Origin of the sequence: Stappia albiluteola, from assembly GCF_014050225.1 — a bacterium.
GTDB classification, from domain to species: Bacteria; Pseudomonadota; Alphaproteobacteria; order Rhizobiales; family Stappiaceae; genus Hongsoonwoonella; species Hongsoonwoonella albiluteola.
On record NZ_JACFXV010000065.1, the window covers coordinates 107567 to 125039 of the forward strand.

General features: G+C 63.7%; 16 protein-coding genes. 8 read left to right on the plus strand and 8 right to left on the minus strand.

Translation table 11 applies throughout. From position 1 onward, the window contains the following. Positions 1-2: 2 nt before the first annotated feature. Positions 3-1025 carry an asparaginase gene (locus H2509_RS18355; protein ID WP_182167918.1) on the minus strand — a complete coding sequence of 341 codons (1023 nt, stop codon included), beginning with the start codon at positions 1023-1025 and terminating at the stop codon, positions 3-5. A gap of 21 nt (positions 1026-1046) precedes the next feature. Next, positions 1047-2225, minus strand: a complete 1179-nt coding sequence (locus tag H2509_RS18360; RefSeq protein WP_182167919.1) for an aminotransferase — start codon at positions 2223-2225, stop codon at positions 1047-1049. A gap of 512 nt (positions 2226-2737) precedes the next feature. On the opposite strand from H2509_RS18360, the gene H2509_RS18365 reads away from it, so the two are divergent. Then, a complete protein-coding gene (locus H2509_RS18365) occupies positions 2738-3034 on the plus strand; it encodes a hypothetical protein (RefSeq protein WP_182167920.1) in 297 nt (98 codons plus the stop codon). A gap of 166 nt (positions 3035-3200) precedes the next feature. Here H2509_RS18365 and H2509_RS20765 read toward each other — a convergent pair whose 3' ends face one another. Then, entirely contained in the window at positions 3201-3347 is a 147-nt protein-coding gene (locus tag H2509_RS20765) for a hypothetical protein (protein WP_209002053.1), read from the minus strand. A gap of 172 nt (positions 3348-3519) precedes the next feature. Here H2509_RS20765 and gcvA point away from each other — a divergent pair, with 172 nt between their 5' ends. The 5 genes from gcvA (at position 3520) to H2509_RS18390 (ending at position 7778) form a co-directional block, all read left to right on the plus strand. Next, a complete protein-coding gene (gene gcvA, locus H2509_RS18370) occupies positions 3520-4410 on the plus strand; it encodes a transcriptional regulator GcvA (RefSeq protein ID WP_182167921.1) in 891 nt (296 codons plus the stop codon). A 271-nt stretch (positions 4411-4681) separates the two neighbouring features. Further along, positions 4682-5992 (plus strand): ergothioneine biosynthesis protein EgtB, encoded by a 1311-nt coding sequence (gene egtB, locus H2509_RS18375; RefSeq protein ID WP_182167922.1) that lies wholly within the window; start codon positions 4682-4684, stop codon positions 5990-5992. 3 nt (positions 5993-5995) lie between these two features. Further along, positions 5996-6979 (plus strand): L-histidine N(alpha)-methyltransferase, encoded by a 984-nt coding sequence (gene egtD, locus H2509_RS18380; protein ID WP_182167923.1) that lies wholly within the window; start codon positions 5996-5998, stop codon positions 6977-6979. Between the two features lie 83 nt (positions 6980-7062). Next, complete coding sequence (locus H2509_RS18385; RefSeq protein ID WP_182167924.1) at positions 7063-7314, plus strand: hypothetical protein; 252 nt, start codon at positions 7063-7065, stop codon at positions 7312-7314. Between the two features lie 5 nt (positions 7315-7319). Next, positions 7320-7778 (plus strand): type II toxin-antitoxin system PemK/MazF family toxin, encoded by a 459-nt coding sequence (locus H2509_RS18390; RefSeq protein WP_182167925.1) that lies wholly within the window; start codon positions 7320-7322, stop codon positions 7776-7778. Positions 7779-7824: 46 nt separating this feature from the next. Here H2509_RS18390 and H2509_RS18395 read toward each other — a convergent pair whose 3' ends face one another. The 4 genes from H2509_RS18395 to H2509_RS18410 all read right to left on the minus strand — a co-directional run bounded on the left by H2509_RS18395 (position 7825) and on the right by H2509_RS18410 (position 12610). After that, complete coding sequence (locus H2509_RS18395) at positions 7825-9303, minus strand: homospermidine synthase (protein WP_182167926.1); 1479 nt, start codon at positions 9301-9303, stop codon at positions 7825-7827. Between the two features lie 107 nt (positions 9304-9410). Next, positions 9411-10007 carry a GNAT family N-acetyltransferase gene (locus H2509_RS18400; RefSeq protein ID WP_182167927.1) on the minus strand — a complete coding sequence of 199 codons (597 nt, stop codon included), beginning with the start codon at positions 10005-10007 and terminating at the stop codon, positions 9411-9413. A 12-nt stretch (positions 10008-10019) separates the two neighbouring features. Next, entirely contained in the window at positions 10020-11150 is a 1131-nt protein-coding gene (locus H2509_RS18405; RefSeq protein WP_182167928.1) for a type III PLP-dependent enzyme, read from the minus strand. A gap of 527 nt (positions 11151-11677) precedes the next feature. Continuing rightward, positions 11678-12610, minus strand: coding sequence for an EF-hand domain-containing protein (locus H2509_RS18410; RefSeq protein WP_182167929.1), 933 nt, complete (start codon positions 12608-12610; stop codon positions 11678-11680). Positions 12611-12814: 204 nt separating this feature from the next. Between H2509_RS18410 and H2509_RS18415 the strand changes: the two genes are divergently transcribed. Continuing rightward, positions 12815-13543, plus strand: coding sequence for a response regulator (locus H2509_RS18415; RefSeq protein WP_182167930.1), 729 nt, complete (start codon positions 12815-12817; stop codon positions 13541-13543). Further along, positions 13540-14994, plus strand: a complete 1455-nt coding sequence (locus H2509_RS18420) for an ATP-binding protein (protein WP_182167931.1) — start codon at positions 13540-13542, stop codon at positions 14992-14994. The genes H2509_RS18415 and H2509_RS18420 overlap by 4 nt, the downstream gene beginning before the upstream one ends. A gap of 62 nt (positions 14995-15056) precedes the next feature. Here H2509_RS18420 and H2509_RS18425 read toward each other — a convergent pair whose 3' ends face one another. Next, entirely contained in the window at positions 15057-17240 is a 2184-nt protein-coding gene (locus H2509_RS18425; protein WP_182167932.1) for a malate synthase G, read from the minus strand. Between the last annotated feature and the right edge of the window lie 233 nt (positions 17241-17473).

Below are 17473 nucleotides of genomic sequence, written 5' to 3' on the forward strand. Positions count from 1 at the left end.
GCTTACCTGCCCTTCAGCAGCGATCCGAAATTCGCCGTCGCGCGGACTTCGCCGGCGGCAAAGCCCTTGCGCGTGCGGACGGCCGGCCGGAGCCATGGCGCGAGATCGGCCGCTTCCTGCTCGTCCTGTTCCACCAGTTCATCGATGACCGCCGCCAGCATCGTTTCCGACGCCCGCGTCGCGCCGTCGTCGCATTTCAGGGCGATGCCAAGGCCAAGCTCGGGAACGGCAGCGCAGAACACGCCCTCCGCGCCGGTCTTCACGAAGACCCGGCCGCCGAAGGCCTGCATGATCGAGGTACAGCAGCGTTCGGTTCCCGCCACCATCCACGCTTCGTCGATGCAGGCGTCATAGAGCCGGCGCGCCGCCTCCGCCCTGCCCTTTTCCAGCCCCTGGCCTGTGCCGAACCGGGCGAAGGCTTGGGCAAGGTTGTGCAGCGGCGTCGCATAGGTCGGGATCGAGCAGCCGTCGATACCGCATTGATCCGCGCCGAGCGTCGTTCCGGTCATGGCCTCGACCGCGGCCTTCACCTCGCGCTGCACCGGATGGGCGGCCTCGACATAGCCGCGCGTTTCCACGCCCATCACCTTGGCGAGCCCCAGGAAGCCGGCATGCTTGCCGGAGCAGTTGTTGTGGAGCGGACAAGGCTCGGCATCCTGCCGGTGCAGTCGGGCGATATCCTCCATGCGGGCCGGCCAGTGGCTGCCGCATTCCAGCGCGTCCTCGTCCAGCCCCGCCTTCATCAGCATGACGCGGGCGGAATTGACATGACGCTCCTCGCCATTGTGCGAAGCGCAGGCAAGCGCCAGTTCTGCCTCATCGTAGCCAAGCGCATCGGCGGCGCCCGATTCCACCAGTGGCAGCGCCTGCAGCGCCTTCACGGCCGAGCGCGGGAACACGGGGCGGGTGACGTCGCCAATGGCGGCGACAACCGCGCCATCGGCATCGACAACGGCAATCGCGCCGCGATGCCGGCTCTCGACCACGTTGCCGCGGGTCACTTCCACCAGAACGGGATTTTCCATCATGTTCTCCAGCCGGACTTCTTATCGGCCACGCGCGCCGATGCCGGCAATCCAGTTGCCAAGCCGCTCCACCGCACCGTCCAGCACCTCGTCCCTCTTGCAGAAGCAGAAGCGGATGAAGGACGTCGGCGCATCGGCGAGATAAAAGGCGGAGACGGGAACGGCGGCCACGCCTGCTTCCACCACCATCCGCCGGCAGATCTCGAAATCGTCGCTATTGAGGCCAAGCGAGGTCACGTCGCATGTCACGAAATAAGTGCCTTCGCAAGGCAGCACGTCGAAACCGATCGACTTCAGCCCGGTCGTGATGCGGTCGCGCTTGGCCTGCATGTCCGCCGCAAGCCCTTCGAAATAGGCATCTTCCTTGGAGAATCCGTAGGCAACGGCCTTCTGCAGACCGGGCGGCGTGGTGAAGGTGACGAATTGATGCGCCTTGGCGATCGGATCGAGCAGCTTGGGAGAAGCGGTGACGTAGCCGACCTTCCATCCGGTCAGCGAGAAGGTCTTGCCGGCCGAACCGATTTTCACCGACAGGTCGCGCATACCCGGGAAGGAGATCAGCGGCCGGTGGCGTCGCCCGTCGAACAGCAGATGCTCGTAGACTTCGTCGCAGATCGCGTAAACGCCGTATTCGCGGCAAAGCCGCGCCACTTCGGCAAGCTCTTCCTCGGAAAACACCTTTCCCGACGGATTCATCGGATTGTTGATGAGGATCGCCTTGGTGTTCTCGGTAAAGGCCGCCCGCAGCGCCCTGAGATTGAGCTTCCATTCCGGCGGCGTGACGCGCACGCGCACGGGTATGCCGCCGAACCGCTTCACCAGCGGCAAATAGCAGTCGTAAAGCGGTTCGATGAGAATGACTTCGTCGCCGGGTTCCAGCAGGGCGAGCATCGTGTCGGCAAGCGCTTCCGTCGCGCCGGACGTCACCATGACCTCGGTCTTCCAGTCGGTCTCGAGCCCGTAGAAACGGCGGTTCGCCTCCGCCACCGCCTGGCGAAGCTCCGGCAGCCCCAGCATCGGCGGATACTGGTTCGGCCCTGCCATCAGTGCGTCGGCAGCCGCCTTGCGCACGTCTTCCGGGCCATCCACATCCGGGAAACCCTGGCCGAGGTTGATGGCGCCATGCTCGATGGCAAGCCGCGACATGGTCTCGAAAACAGTCGTTGCCAGACCCGTAAAGACCGGATTGGTCGGCTTCATTTACGCACCCATCCTCACGCGATCCCACAGCACAAGATGCTGAAACTTGCCAATCGCCCTGCAGCTTTCAACATGCCTCGCGTTTTAATCCGTGGCGGAAGCCGCGTCGAGGCCGGATTGGGTGCAGCAAGGATTCATTCCTCTTGTGACGACCGTCACATCGGAATTGGTTAATCGACCCTATCTTGAACCTATCGGCAAAGCGGGCATCAGACCCGCGCCAGAGAGGCTAGGGTCCGGACTCATTCATTTGACTGGAATGGCGTTCGAGATGACGAGAGATGGAAGGAAAAGCTCGAAGAGCGGGGTTATTCCCCCGGTCGAGGGCTTTGACGCGACAGGTCGAAAACAGCTCGATCGTCCTTTGGATCGGGCGGATCCGCACGGGCTACTTTGTCGCAAACCCTTGAAAGGCTTTAGCCTTCCTGTGGGCTTACTCCTCGTATCCGCACGAATCCGCTCCGACCATTCCAGCCAAATGAATGAGTCCTGACCCGAGGATGGAAAGAACGATGCTGACCAAGACCACGATAGCGCTGGCGGCGGTGGCGATCACCGCGATTGCCGTGGCCGGCGTTTCGATCACCGGAGCTGATGCGAAGAACCATCGGGACGTGGCCGTGGTGGCCGGCGCCGTAGCAAGCTTTGCGGGAGGCGCCATGGTGCTAGGCGCTATCGCAAAGCCCCGCCCGCTGAACGAGACCGTCCAAGCGGTCCGCGTCTATCGCCCCTTCTGCCGGGTCGAGACGACGCGGGAATGGGACAGTTACGCCAATCGCTGGCAGGTCTATACCGAACGGGCCTGCTGACCGGCCAGCGCTTATAAATGCGGCCGGGCCCGATCACAGGGCAGGAATTTCGGTGGTCGCGTATCCAGACGCAGTAGGCGCAATGGACTAATGACCGCCGAACCGCAAGCACCCGGTAAGTTGCGTATCATCGGGCGCTTGCGGTCAATATCCGGCATGGAGGCGGTCACACGTCCCGGCATCTCCTCTCCCCGGCCAACCGTCCGTCGATCAGCCCGATATCCCTCTTCAGATACTCCGGCATGTCCTTGAGCGCGAGCCTCGCCCGCTTGCGTCGGCGGCGCTCCGAGATGGCGGAAACAACCGCTCCCATGCCCGTCACAAGGCCTCGGAGTGCAAAAATCCGTCCGGCAAGCGATCGCATGCTGGCACCCAACGCCCTGCGAGAGGGCTCCTCAGTTGATGTATTCGCTATCCTTTTCCATCGAATTTCCGTTACGATCCAATCGAATGATCGAACCGATGCATAAGGTATCTTTATCCACATGAGGCACCGGCTTCCTCCACTCGCCGCAATCCGCGTATTCGAGGCGGCCGCAAGGCATCTCAGCTTCACCAGAGCGGGCGAGGAACTGGGCATGACGCAGGCGGCGGTGAGCTATCAGATCAAGCTGCTGGAGGAGCGCTTCGGCGCACCGCTTTTCATTCGCCGCCCGCGACAGGTCACCCTCACCGAAAGCGGCCACCGGCTGGCGCCGGCAGTCAGCGAGGCGTTCGAAACGCTGGCAACCGCATTCGACGACGCTCGCGGCGCTGTCGAAGGCGTGCTCTCGATCAGTTCGATACCGACCTTCGCCGCCCAGTGGCTGGCGCAGCGGATCGGGTCCTTTCAGATCGCCCATCCCCATCTGGCGGTTCGCCTTTACGCGGATCCCACCACCGCCGATTTGTCCAGGCAGGAAATTGACGTCGGCATTCGATCCGGCCACGGCAACTGGCCGGGCATTGTCGCGCACAAGCTGATCGATGTGCGCTTCACGCCCATGATCAGCCCCGATCTCCTGAAGGACGGCGACGGGTTTTCGAAGCCTGAAGACCTGTTGAAATTCAGGATTCTGTCACCTGGCGATCCGTGGTGGAAAGTCTGGTTTGCGGCGGCTGGCGTTTCCTCCGTTTCGCTGGAGGGGCTGCAGGAAACGAAGTTCGGTGCACAGTCGCTGGAGGCCGCCGCGGCACTGGCCGGAAACGGCATCGCGATCCTGACGCCTGCTTTCTACCAGACCGATATTACGCTTGGACGTCTCATTCAGCCCTTCGACCTCGTTTGCGAGGACGGGCGCGGCTATTGGCTCGTCTACGCGGAAAGCCGGCGCAACGTCCCGAAGATCCGCGCTTTTCGTGAGTGGCTGCTCAATGAAATCGCCGACCTGACCTGACCGCCGAACCCCCGGGCAATACAAGGGAACCACCTGCGAAAAGATGAGGGATCGTTCGTCCAAACGACACTTTCAAGACGCTGCGTGCACTTTTTGTTCAAAGTTTTTTGAGCATGCAGCGGGTCGATTTCCGGCTATCCCATGCCAAGAATGACGCAGCGGTTGGGAGGTTGCTATCCGGCAATCGGCCGACGGTTCGGATGCAGCGCAACGGATCGGCCGAACGAACACCGCCAGGCAGGCCGGAACGGCAAGCAACGGGAGCGAGAAAATGACCACGGCAAACGTGCCCGCCGCCCAGACCGCGAGCGCCGCCCACGCAGGCAGCGAAGCTGAGGGCTTTCCAGCAGAGCGCCTGTTTGCCACGCGCAGGCAGAGCCTCGCTCTGACGGACCACCTTTCCGACGCCGACCAGACGGTCCAGTCCATGGACGATGCAAGCCCGGCCAAATGGCATCTGGCGCATACGACCTGGTTCTTCGAGGCCTTCATCCTGCGCGATCACATGCCGGGCTATCGGCCCTATGACGATCGCTTCTTCTATCTCTTCAATTCCTATTACGAGAACGAGGGCGAGCGACATCCCCGCCCCTATCGCGGCATGATCACGCGGCCGTCCGCCGACGAGGTGCGCCAGTATCGCGCCCATGTCGACGGCTGGCTGGAGAAGCTGGTGACGACCTCCGACGAGGCGCTGGCGCGCAAGCTCGCGCCGCTGGTCGAGCTCGGCATCCATCACGAGCAGCAGCATCAGGAACTGCTTCTCACCGATATCCTGCATCTCTTCGCGCAGAACCCGCTGAAGCCAGCCTATGCGCTCGAGGCGCCGAGAAGCGCGCCGCATGCGGCGCCCGCCGACACGTGGTCGTCCTTCGACGGCGGCATCCGCCGTATCGGCCACGAGGGTGGCGGCTTTTTCTATGACAACGAAGGTCCGGCGCATGAGGTCCTTCAACGCCCGTTCAAGCTGGCGGACCGGCTGGTCACCAACCGCGAATGGCTCGCCTTCATGGAAGATGGCGGCTACGAGACCGCGACGCTGTGGCTCGCCGACGGCTGGGGCACCGTCAATCGCGAGGGCTGGCGTGCTCCGCTCTACTGGCTGAAGCGCGACGGCGCCTGGCATCAGATGAGCCTGCACGGTTTGCGGCCGATCGAGCTTGACGCCCCCGTCTGTCACGTCAGCTATTACGAGGCTGACGCCTTCGCCCGCTTCGCCGGCAAGCGCCTGCCGCTGGAAAGCGAGTGGGAAGTCGCCGCGGCCGGTCTGCCGCTGAAGGGGAACACGGTCGGCACCGGGGAGCTTCGCCCGCTTGTCGCCGGCCATGCGTCTTCCGGCCCGCGCCAGATGATCGGCGATGTCTGGGAATGGACCGCTTCTCCGTACGTCGCCTACCCCGGCTTCAAGCCGGCGGCCGGCGCGGTCGGCGAATACAACGGCAAGTTCATGGTCAATCAGCTTGTGCTGCGCGGCGGATCCTGCGCTACGCCGGAAGGCCATATCCGCGCCACCTATCGCAATTTCTTCTATCCGCATCATCGCTGGCAGTTCATGGGGCTGCGGCTGGCAGAGGACGCGTAATTCATGTCCGTGGCTCTGGCGAAAGCACGTTCCACCGCCTTCGAGGCGATCAACGGCACCGAGGAAGGCGGCTTCCTGGACGCGGTCCTCAACGGCCTGTCCCTACCGCAAAAGGCGATCCCCAGCCGCTTCTTCTACGACAAGCGCGGCTCGGAACTCTTCGAGGACATCACCCGGCTGAAAGCCTACTATCCCACCCGTTCGGAGCTGGAAATCTTCGACATTCGCGGCGAGGAAATCGCGGCCCTCGTGCCGGATGCCGAGGCGATGGTGGAGTTCGGCTCGGGCTCCAGCCGCAAGATCCGCGCAATCCTGAAGGCGCTGACCCATCTTCGCCTTTACGCGCCGATCGACATCTCGCCGGAGATGCTGGCCGCCGAGGCGAAGGCGCTTTCCGCCGACTTCCCGGACCTCAAGGTTGTGCCGATCCATGCCGACTTCATGAGCCCGGTGCAGCTTCCCGCCGAAATTCGGGGCACGAAGCGCCTTGCCTTCTTCCCCGGCTCGACGATCGGCAATCTGGAGCCGCACGAGGCGTTCCAGTTCCTGCAGCGGGTGCGGGACGTCGTCGGTTCGTCCGGCCATCTCCTGATCGGCGTCGACCGCAAGAAGGACGAGGCGACGCTGGTGCGGGCCTATGACGATCCCGAGGGCGTGACGGGCGCCTTCAACCTCAACCTGCTGGTCCGCGCCAATCGCGAGCTGGGTGCGGATTTCGACCTGGAGCGCTTTGCCCACGAGGCGCGCTACAATGCCGATCACGGCCGCATCGAGATGCACCTGAAGAGCCTTGCCGACCAGCGGGTGACGATCGGCGACCGCCATTTCGATTTCAGGGCGGACGAGACGATCCACACCGAGAATTCGTACAAGTACACGCCGGACGAATTCCACCTGCTGGCGCGCGCTGCCCGCTTCGAGCCGGTCAGGAGCTGGACCGACAGCGCCTCGCGCTTCGGCGTCTACCTGCTGCAGAATCAGGGATAGTGGTTGGCGCAGAGCCCGGCAATGCGGCCGCCGATTGACTGTTTGTTGTAAAATGCGCATTTTACAACAAACAGGAGATGACCATGGCGGACGCCACAACGATCAGCGCCACCGAATTCGCGCGTGGCTTCGCGCGCATTCAGGAAGATGTGCGCGAATACGGTGTCATCAAGGTGACCAGCCACAACCGCGTTGTCGGCGGCTTTCTTTCTCCGAAAGAAATGGAGAATTACGAGCGGCTGAAGCGCCGGGAGCGGGAGATCCTGAAGGCCGGCCAATTGCCGGACGATCTCGTGGCCGAGCTTGAGGCGTCGAGAGATCTCCATGGCGAATAGGCTGTATGCCGCTGCCTGATCCGAAGCGCGGTCTGGTCATCCGCTATTCGTTTCTATGGAGCGATGAGCGCCGGACCGGAGCAACGGAAGGCCGCAAGGACCGGCCATGCGCGATCGTTATTTCGAAGAAGTTTGAAGAGACCGGCGCCACGCAGGTCACGGTCGTGCCCATCACCCACGCCGCACCACCACAAGCCGATAGACGTATCCATCTCAAACTTGATGACGCGGACTGCCGCAAGCTCGGTCTTGACCATCAGGATCACTGGGTGGTGCTGGATGAACTGAACCGCTTCGAGTGGCCGGGTTACGATCTCCGGCCGATACCCGGTACCGACCGTTATGATTACGGCATGCTGCCCCAGTCCACATTCCAGAAGATCGTGCAGGCAATCATCGACCTGGATAAAGAGCGCAAGGCAACGAATCAGAGGCGGCTGGCGCCGCTCGACCGCGACGCGTAAGCCGATCCTCGGGGACCAGGGTCAGGACCTAGCCACCCATACCCCCTTACCTGACCAGAATGTTCCGGAACTGCCAGGGGTCGCTCTCGTCGATATCCTCGGCGAAGAGACCGGGGCGGTTCTCCAGCGGCGTCCAGTCGGTGTAATAGCCCTTCACCGGGCCGAGATAGGGCTTCTGCACCTCAAGGCAGCGCCGGTAATCTATCTCGTCGGCTTCCACGATGCCGGCTTGCGGGTTCTCCAGCGCCCAGACCATGCCGGCGAGCACGGCGGAACTCACCTGCAGGCCTGTCGCGTTCTGATAGGGCGCAAGCTCGCGTGCTTCCTCGATCGAAAGCTGCGATCCGTACCAGTAGGCATTTTTCTTGTGGCCGTAGAGCAGGACGCCGAGTTCGTCGATACCGTCCTCGATCTCGTCCTCATGCAGCACGTGGTGCTTGGGCTGCACCTTGCCGGCAGCGCCGAAGAGTTCGTGCAGCGACAGCACCGCGTCATTGGCCGGGTGATAGGCATAGTGGCAGGTCGGCCGGTAGATCACCTTGCCGTCTTCCTCGACCGAATAGTAGTCGGCGATCGAAATCGACTCGTTATGGGTCACTAGGAAGCCGTATTGCGCGCCCGGCGTCGGGCACCAGGTGCGCACCCGGGTATTGGCGCCCGGCTGCTCCAGATAGATCGCTGCCTTGCAGCCCTTCTTCTGCTTGCGGGCGTTCTTCGGCATCCACTTCTCGTGGGTGCCCCAGCCCAGTTCCGCCGGTTGCATGCCTTCCGAGAGGAAACCTTCCACCGACCAGGTGTTCCAGAAAACGCCCATCGGCTTCGGGTGCTTGGTGCGCTGCGTATCGCGCTCGGCGATATGCACGCCCTTCACGCCAAGCTTCTTCATGAGCCTGGCCCACTGCTTGCGGCTCTTTGGCTCCTCGATTTCAAGGCCCGTATCGCGCGCGATGTCGACCAGCGCCTGCTTCACGAACCAGGAGACCATGCCCGGATTGGCGCCGCAGCAGGAGACGGCCGTCGTCCCGCCGGGGTTCTTGCGCTTTTCCTTCCGCACCGGTTCGCGCAGGGCATAGTTGGTACGGTCCGCGTTGCTGGCGCTCGTGTCGAAATAGAAGCCGAGCCAGGGCTCCACCACGGTGTCGATATAGAGCACGCCCAGTTCGCGGCAGAGCTTCATCAGGTCCAGGGATCCCGTGTCGACCGAAAGGTTGACGCAAAAGCCCTGCCCCTCGCCTTCCGTCAGCAGCGGCGTCAGCACCTTGCGATAGTTGTCGCGGGTAATCGCGGTCTTTTCAAAACGGTAGCCGCGCTCGTCGGCCAGCCCTCTGTCTTCGTCATTCGGGTCGATGATGGTGACGCGCGACCGGTCGAAATTGAAATGGCGTTCGATCAGCGGCAACGTGCCCTTGCCGATGGACCCGAAGCCGATCATCACGATCGGGCCGGTAATCGTGCCGTGGACAGGATAGTCCTTGCCCCCGGCCTTGGCAGACGCCTCTGCGCTCTTGCTGGTCGCGTCGTTCATTTTTTCAATCCTTTTTTCCTGCAGCGGCCGAAAACGACCTCAGGCCGGTTTTGCCGGCCTGGGGTTCGTACAAGGCAGATTTCACCCGGACCGGGGTCCGTTTTCAATCAGCGGGCGGGCGGCCAGGGTTTCATTGCGATCTGCCCTTCGGCTTGGGTGAACGGATCGGCCGCCATACGGCCGGTGAGCGAGGAAATGCGGCCTGTCGCGGCGAGGCAGCCGCGCGCACCGGCAAGCGCGCCCTGAGAAAGTTCCAGACCGAGAAAGCGGTGCCGCTCCACAGGCCCCGGCATGTCGAGCCCTTCGGTGAGCTCGGCCGAAAAGCCGAACCGTTCGTAATAGGGAGCATCGCCCACGAGAATGACGGCGCCATGACCGGCAATCGCCGCCCGGTTCAGCGCCCAGCGCATCAGCCGGCCGCCGAGACCCGTGCCGCGATAGCTGGCATCGACGGCAAGCGGCCCGAGCAGCAGCGCAGGCCGGCCGTCACCGGTGGCAACGTTCCACAGCCGCACGGTGCCGGCGAGGTTACCCTCGCCGTCCGCATCCTCGCTGACATCGAGCGCGCTGAGCGCGATCGCCGGCGCGCGTCCCTCGCGCAGCCGCTCGGAGGTTTTTTCGAAACGCGCCAGACCGAAGGCACGGTCGAGCAGCGCCTCGCGGGCACTCCCTTCCCAGGGCGCCTCGTCGCGAATGTCGAACATCGGCATCGGCCTTCAGATCACGTAGGAAGCCAGGGGCGAGAAGCCGTTGAACGCCACCGACGAATAAGTCGTCGTATAGGCGCCACAGGCCTCGATCAGCACCTTGTCGCCGATCGCCAGCGACACGGGCAGCTCGTAGGGTGTCTTCTCGTAGAGCACGTCGACGCTGTCGCAGGTCGGGCCGGCCAGCACGCAGGGCGTCTTGCGGTCGCTGTCCTTGTCCGTGAGGATCGGATAGCGGATCGCCTCGTCCATGGTCTCGGCCAGGCCGTTGAACTTGCCGATATCGAGATAGACCCAGCGCACCTCGTCGTCGTCGGACTTGCGGGAGATCAGCACCACCTCGGCCTCGATGAGGCCGGCATTGCCGACCATGCCGCGCCCCGGCTCGATGATCGTCTCGGGCAGCCGGTTGCCGAAGTGACGGGTCAGCGAGCGGAAGATCGCCTCGCCATAGGCCGGCACACCGGGCATTTCCTTGAGGTACTTCGCCGGGAAGCCGCCACCCATGTTGACCATGGAAAGCTGGATGCCGCGCTCGGCCATGTCATGGAAGATCGCGGCGGCCGAACCGAGCGCACTGTCCCACGCATCCACATTGCCCTGCTGGGAGCCGACGTGGAAGGAAATGCCGTAGGCGGCGAGGCCGAGGCGATGTGCGAGCTCCAGCACGCGCGGCGCCATTTCGGGCGCGCAGCCGAACTTGCGCGACAGCGGCCAGTCCGCGCCGGCGCCGTCGCACAGGATGCGGCAGAACACGCGCGAACCGGGCGCCGAACGGGCGATCTTCTCCACTTCGGCTTCGCAATCCACCGCGAAGAGGCGGACGCCGAGCTCGAACGCGCGCGCAATGTCGCGCTCCTTCTTGATCGTGTTGCCGAAGGAGATGCGGTCGGCACCGGCACCCGTTGCCAGCACCATCTCGATCTCCGCCACCGAGGCGCAGTCGAAGGACGAGCCCAGCTCGGCCAGGAGGTTGAGGATCTCCGGCGCGGGATTGGCCTTCACCGCGTAGAAGACGCGGGTGTCGGGCAGCGAATGCGCGAAGGCATGATAGTTGTCGCGCACGACGTCGAGGTCGACCACGACACAGGGACCATCTTCACGTCGGTTGCGAAGGAATTCGCGGATACGCTCAGTCATCGGGGCAACTCCCGTTCCGGTTCAAGACGCAGGGCCGCATAGCCGGAATCGAGACCTCCCCCGTTTTGGAGACGGCGGCTCGCTTGCGGCGATGCGAACGGGAACACGCGCCGCCACGACGGACGACAGGCTTTCCCGGGAATAATGCCTTGGATTGGAACAGGGAGGATCCCCGCACCGCACGGCCGGCAATGATGTAACAAGTGCCTCTTCAGTGACCCCGGAGGTTGGAAACCCCGGCAGAGACCAAAAAAGCCCTCTTACGTCGTTGCTTTAAGCCGTCCTGTTTTGCCGCCACCCCGAAACAGTCCGAAGGGGTTGCTGGCGGCTGCCACAGAATTCTGGACGACCACGGGCACGTGCGAATTTGGGCAACGCCGTCTTCGCGCAAAACGCCTTCATGATCAAGAAAAAATCCGCCCCTTCCCGAATTTTTTGATGGGCACTTGCCAAACCATTGAAAAAACAAAGGGCGGCACCGCCGCGCCGCCCTTGAGTAAGGTATGTTTTGGGAAACTTTCGCGACGTTAGTTGCTTGATTCGCCATCGTCGCCGCGCTGCATCCAGCGAGGTCCGCGCCGCCCTTCGCCGCGCATCCCCTCGCCATGCCGCGGACCGTCCTGGATCGACAATGCACCGTCGCCGTCGCGGTCCATTCGCTTGACCAGGTTGGCGAAGAGGCGATCGACCTCTGCACGCGTAACTTTGAGATCGCCGTCCCGGTCAAACCGCTGGAAGGCCCGCACGATGCGGCCATCAGATTCCACCAGCCAGATGTCCTGGAATTCCGCCAGCGTAACCGCATTGTCGCCATCCTTGTCCGCCTTGGCGAACAGCTCGGCGCGGCCGCTGGTAAATTCCTCGCGGCTCACATCGCCGTCGTCGTCCGTGTCGAAGAGTTCCAGCAGCATGCCGCCGCCACGGCCGTAGCCGCGGCGTCCGCCCCTGTCGTCACTCTCGATGCTGTCGTCATCGTCCCTGTCAAGGCGCGCGAACTGCCTCTCGCCGCGCCGAGCGAACTCGGCCTCGGTGACCTTGCCGTCGCCGTCGCGGTCGAGGCGCTGGAACGAGCGTACGCGCCGCTCGGCAAAGGTGTCGGCGAAAGCCGGCTTGAATTCCTCAAGCGTCACGCCGCCATCGCCATTCGTATCCGCCTTGCCGAATCGCTCCGTCACGACGGCATCGATTTCCGCCTGCGTAACCTTGCCGTCCTTGTCGGTATCGAAGGTGTCCATGAAGAAGATGGCCCCGCCCATCATGCCGCGATGATGACCGCCGCCGTGGTGACGGCCCTCTCCCCTGCGTCCTTCCCATCGACCATGGTGCTCTCCGCGCTCGCCGTGGCGCCAGCCGTGACCTTCGCCGCGTCCCTCGCCACGATCGGCGAATGCAGGCAAGGCGACCGATCCGGCAAGAACGATTGCAAGAGCGGACAGTGTGGCGACCTTCAAGGGTTTCATCGCCGGATCTCCTTCGGTTTCAATTGCTATGATCCCGAGATAGGCACTCCCTGTCGCAGAACTACGACGGCAATCCCGCCTTTGTGTCGCGTCCTGTCGCGGAAGGGCAGGCTGATACATTCCGTTACACTTTCCGCTGCCAGGATTGCCTCCGGCATATTACTTCTGGAGAAACCGAAGGATAAGGACCGCGCGGCCCAGCAGATGAGCGAACCCAGCCCTCACATCCTCGTCGTCGACGATCACCGCGATATCCGCGAGACGCTCGCCCGCTATCTGGTGAAGAACGGCCTGCGCGCGACCACGGCGGAAAGTGCTGCCCAGGCGCGCAAGCTCCTGAAGGCATCGTCGATCGACCTGGTCGTCCTCGACATCATGATGCCGGGCGAGGACGGACTGTCGCTCTGCCGACACCTCGTGGAGGCGAGCAGCACACCCGTGATCCTGCTGACCGCGATGGCCGAGGATACCGACCGCGTTGTCGGCCTGGAGATCGGTGCGGACGACTACGTGACCAAGCCCTTCAACCCGCGCGAACTGCTGGCCCGTATCCGCGCGGTGTTGAGACGCACGGCCAACCCTTCCCGCGAGCGCGATCCCGTGGAAAGCGACAAGCTCCTGTTCGATCGCTGGGCGCTCGACGTCGCAAGGCGTCACCTGGTCAGTGACGACGGTGTCGTTACAGCCCTTTCAACCGGCGAGTATCAGCTGCTGATCGCCTTTCTGAAGCGTCCCCGCATGGTCTTGTCGCGCGACCAGTTGCTCGATCTCACCTCCGGGCGCTCACCCAACATCTTCGACCGCTCGATCGACAATCAGGTCAGCCGGCTCCGGCGCAAGATCGAGGCGGATCCGAAGAACCCGGAACTCATCAAAACCGTGTGGGGCGGCGGCTATACATTCACCGCCGATGTCAGGGAATCCGGCACATGAAGGGCGCGCGCCTTCGCCTGTGGCCGCAAAGCCTCGGCGGCCAGTTGATCGCCCTGCTGCTGGCAAGCCTCGTCCTCGCGCAGGTCGCCAGCCTCTGGCTCTTTGCCGGAGAGCGGCGCGGGGCTCTCGCCGATCTTGCGCGCCAGGGCCTGGCCCAGCGCACCGCCTCGCTGGTGGAGCTCATCGAGGCAACCCCGGGGAACCTTCACACGCAGGTGGTGGAAACCGTCTCAAGTCCCTTCCTGACCTACTGGATCGCCGACAGGCCATCGGTCGGGAAAAGCGGCGACGGCTGGGCGGACCGGCAGCTCTCCAGCCTGATTTCCGAGGAACTGGGCGGCAATCGCGAGATCCATGCCGACGTCTCGCGCGTCGTCCTGCCGCCGCGCCGCCATTCCCATTCGGCCGATCATCATGACGGGGACGAAGACGACGAGGAGGAGGAAGACGCGAGGCCCGGCCGGCGCAATTCGGGCTGGTTCGGCTTCTGGCGGCAGCCGCGCCAGAGCCTGACGCTGAACGCCTCCGTCTCGCTTGCCGATGGCAACTGGCTCAACATGGCCGGCCGGTTCCGCCTGCCCTACCGGTCGCTGACACCGCTCTTCCTGTCGATCATGGTCATGGGACTGGCCGTCGTGCTGGTCGTCGCCTTCACCGTGCGCAGGCTGACGCGCCCGCTGCGGGACCTCAGCCGCGCCGCCGACCGACTCGGCCGTGGCGAGGACGTCGAAAGCCTGCCCGTCAGCGGTCCGCTGGAGATTCAGGGAACCATCCACGCCTTCAATGTCATGCAGGATCGCCTGTCGCGCTTCGTCAGGGATCGGACGCGAATGCTGGCCGCCATCAGCCACGACCTGCGCACGCCGATCACCTCGCTGCGCATCCGGGCAGAGTTCATCGAGGACGAGGAAAACCGGGACAAGATCATCGCCACGCTGGAGGAAATGCAGCGGATGACGGAGGCGACCCTCGCCTTTGCGCGCGAGGACGGCACGAACGAAGCGCCGGTCGAAGTCGATCTCGGCGATTATCTGGATGCCATGGCCGAAGACTACCGGGCGATGGGACAGGACGTGAGTTTCACGCCACCCGAAAGCCGCATCGTGCTCACCTGCCGCCCGCTCAGCCTGAAGCGGGCGGTGCGCAACATCCTCGACAACGCCATCCGCTACGGCGAGAGGGCGCGCATGGACCTGGCGGCGCGCGGCGGCGAAGCGGTCATAACCATCGCCGACGACGGGCCGGGCATTCCGGAGGCAAGGCTCAAGGACGTCTTCGAGCCCTTCGTCAGGCTGGAAGAATCGCGCAGCGAGGAAACCGGCGGCATCGGCCTTGGCCTGGCGATCGCCCGGTCCGTGGTACACGCCCTGGGCGGCACGCTGACGCTCGCCAACGGCCCGCAAAAGGGTATCGTCGCGACGATCGCCCTTCCCGTTTCATTGACCAGCTGAAACAGATCGGCCCGCATCCTGGCGGACACGGGCCGAGTTCGATTTCATCGACAGGCGTTGGTTCAGGCTCCGGCGCGCGCCGCCTTCACCTCGAGCCGGCGCTTGTGCAATATCGGCTCGGTATAGCCGGCCGGCTGCTCGCGGCCCTTGAACACCAGGTCGCAGGCCGCCTGGAAGGCGATCGAGCGGTCGAAGTCTTCAGCCATCGGCAGGTAGGCCGGATCGCCCGCGTTCTGTCCGTCGACGACCTTGGCCATCCGCTTCATCGTCTCCGTCACCTGCTCGGCGCTGCAGACGCCGTGGGCAAGCCAGTTGGCGATATGCTGCGAGGAGATACGCAAGGTCGCGCGATCCTCCATCAGGCCGACATTGTTGATGTCCGGCACCTTGGAACAGCCGACGCCCTGATCGACCCAGCGCACCACGTAGCCGAGAATGCCTTGGGCATTGTTGTCGAGTTCGGCCTGGATCTCTTCCGGTGACCAGTTCGGGCGGTTCGCGACGGGAATCGACAGGATATCGTCAAGGCTGGCGCGGCCACGCGAGGCGAGTTCCTTCTGCCGCGCCTTCACGTCGACCTTGTGGTAGTGCAGCGCATGCAGCGTCGCTGCCGTCGGCGACGGCACCCACGCGGTATTGGCGCCGGCCATCGGGTGGCCGACCTTCTGCTCCAGCATCGCCTTCATCAGGTCCGGCATTGCCCACATGCCCTTGCCGATCTGGGCGTGGCCCGGCAGGCCGCATTCCAGGCCGATATCGACGTTCCAGGCTTCGTAGGCCTGGATCCAGGCCGCCGTCTTCATGTCGCCCTTGCGGATCATCGGTCCGGCTTCCATCGAGGTATGCATCTCGTCGCCAGTCCGGTCCAGGAACCCGGTATTGATGAAGAACACCCGCTCGGAGGCGGCACGGATGCATTCCTTGAGGTTGACGGTCGTGCGCCGTTCCTCGTCCATGATGCCCATCTTGAGCGTGCTCTTCTCAAGCCCGAGCGTTTCCTCGACACGGCCGAACAGGCGATTGGAGAAGGCGACCTCTTCCGGCCCGTGCATCTTCGGCTTGACGATATAGAGCGAGCCGGCGCGGCTGTTCGCCCGCCGACCGCCGCCATTCGTGCCGCCCTTGCCGATATCGTGGATGGCGATGGCGGACGTCACCATGCAATCGAGAATGCCTTCCGGGATCTCGTTGCCGTCGCGGTCGAGGATCGCCGGATTGGTCATCAGGTGGCCGACATTGCGCACCAGCATCAGCGAGCGGCCATGCAGGCGAACCTCGCCCGCGCCGTCGGCGGCCGTATAGAAGCGGTCGCCATTCAGCTTGCGGGTGACCGTCTTGCCGCCCTTTTCGAAGGTGTCGGCGAGATCGCCCTTGATGAGGCCAAGCCAGTTGCGATAGGCGACGACCTTGTCCTCGGCATCGACCGCGGCAACCGAATCCTCGCAGTCCATGATCGTGGACAGCGCTGCCTCAAGCACGACATCGGCGATGCCCGCCTTGTCCGTCTTGCCGATGGGATGGGCGCGATCCACGACGATTTCCAGGTGCAGGCCGTTGCGGACGAGGAGCACCTTGTCCGGATTTTCGGCGGAGCCGGTAAAGCCGCGGAACTGGGCCGCGTCCTTGAGCGATGCCTTCTCGCCGCCTTCCAGAGTAACGACGAGGGATCCGCCGGCAACGGCGAGGCCGGTCGCCGCGGCCCAGTCGCCGGAGGCGAGCGGAGCGCTTTCGTTCAGGACATTGCGGGCATAGGCGATGACTTCTGCCCCGCGTGCCGGATCGTAACCGCCGGCAGTCGGCGTCGACCCCATTGCGTCCGTACCGTAGAGCGCGTCATAGAGCGAGCCCCAGCGCGCATTCGCGGCGTTCAGGGCGTAGCGTGCGTTCATGATCGGCACGACAAGCTGGGCACCGGCAATCGAGGAGATCTCCGGATCGACATTTGCCGTCGTGACCCTGAACGCCGGGCCTTCCTCGACGAGATAGCCGATTTCCTTCAGGAAGGCCTTGTAGGCGGCAAGATCGATGGGGCCGCGATGCGCCTTGTGCCAGGCGTCTATTTTTTCCTGAAGCGCGTCACGCTTGGCCAGCAACGCGCGGTTTTCGGGAGCAAGGTCGTGCACGATCGACGACAGGCCCTGCCAGAATGCGTCCGCGCTCACGCCGGTCCCCGGAAGGACGTCGTTGTTGACGAATTCATAGAGTTCGGCGGCGACCTTCAGGCCAGCGGCATCGACCCGTTCCATGGCGTCGGTACTCCCTCGCAATCTTCGCAAAAGCTGCAATTCTCGACCGGCGAGATAGGCAAGCCGGTTCTTCGTGGCTGCACACTGTCAGAAAGGCCTTACACCCGTCAATCAGTCACAAATCCAAAGGACTTTATCCAATCAGGAACAAATACTGCCGACCGGAGTGCCGCGCCAGGCGCATGGCTGCCCATCAATTGATAATACGATTGCGCACCGTTATAGCAGGCAGG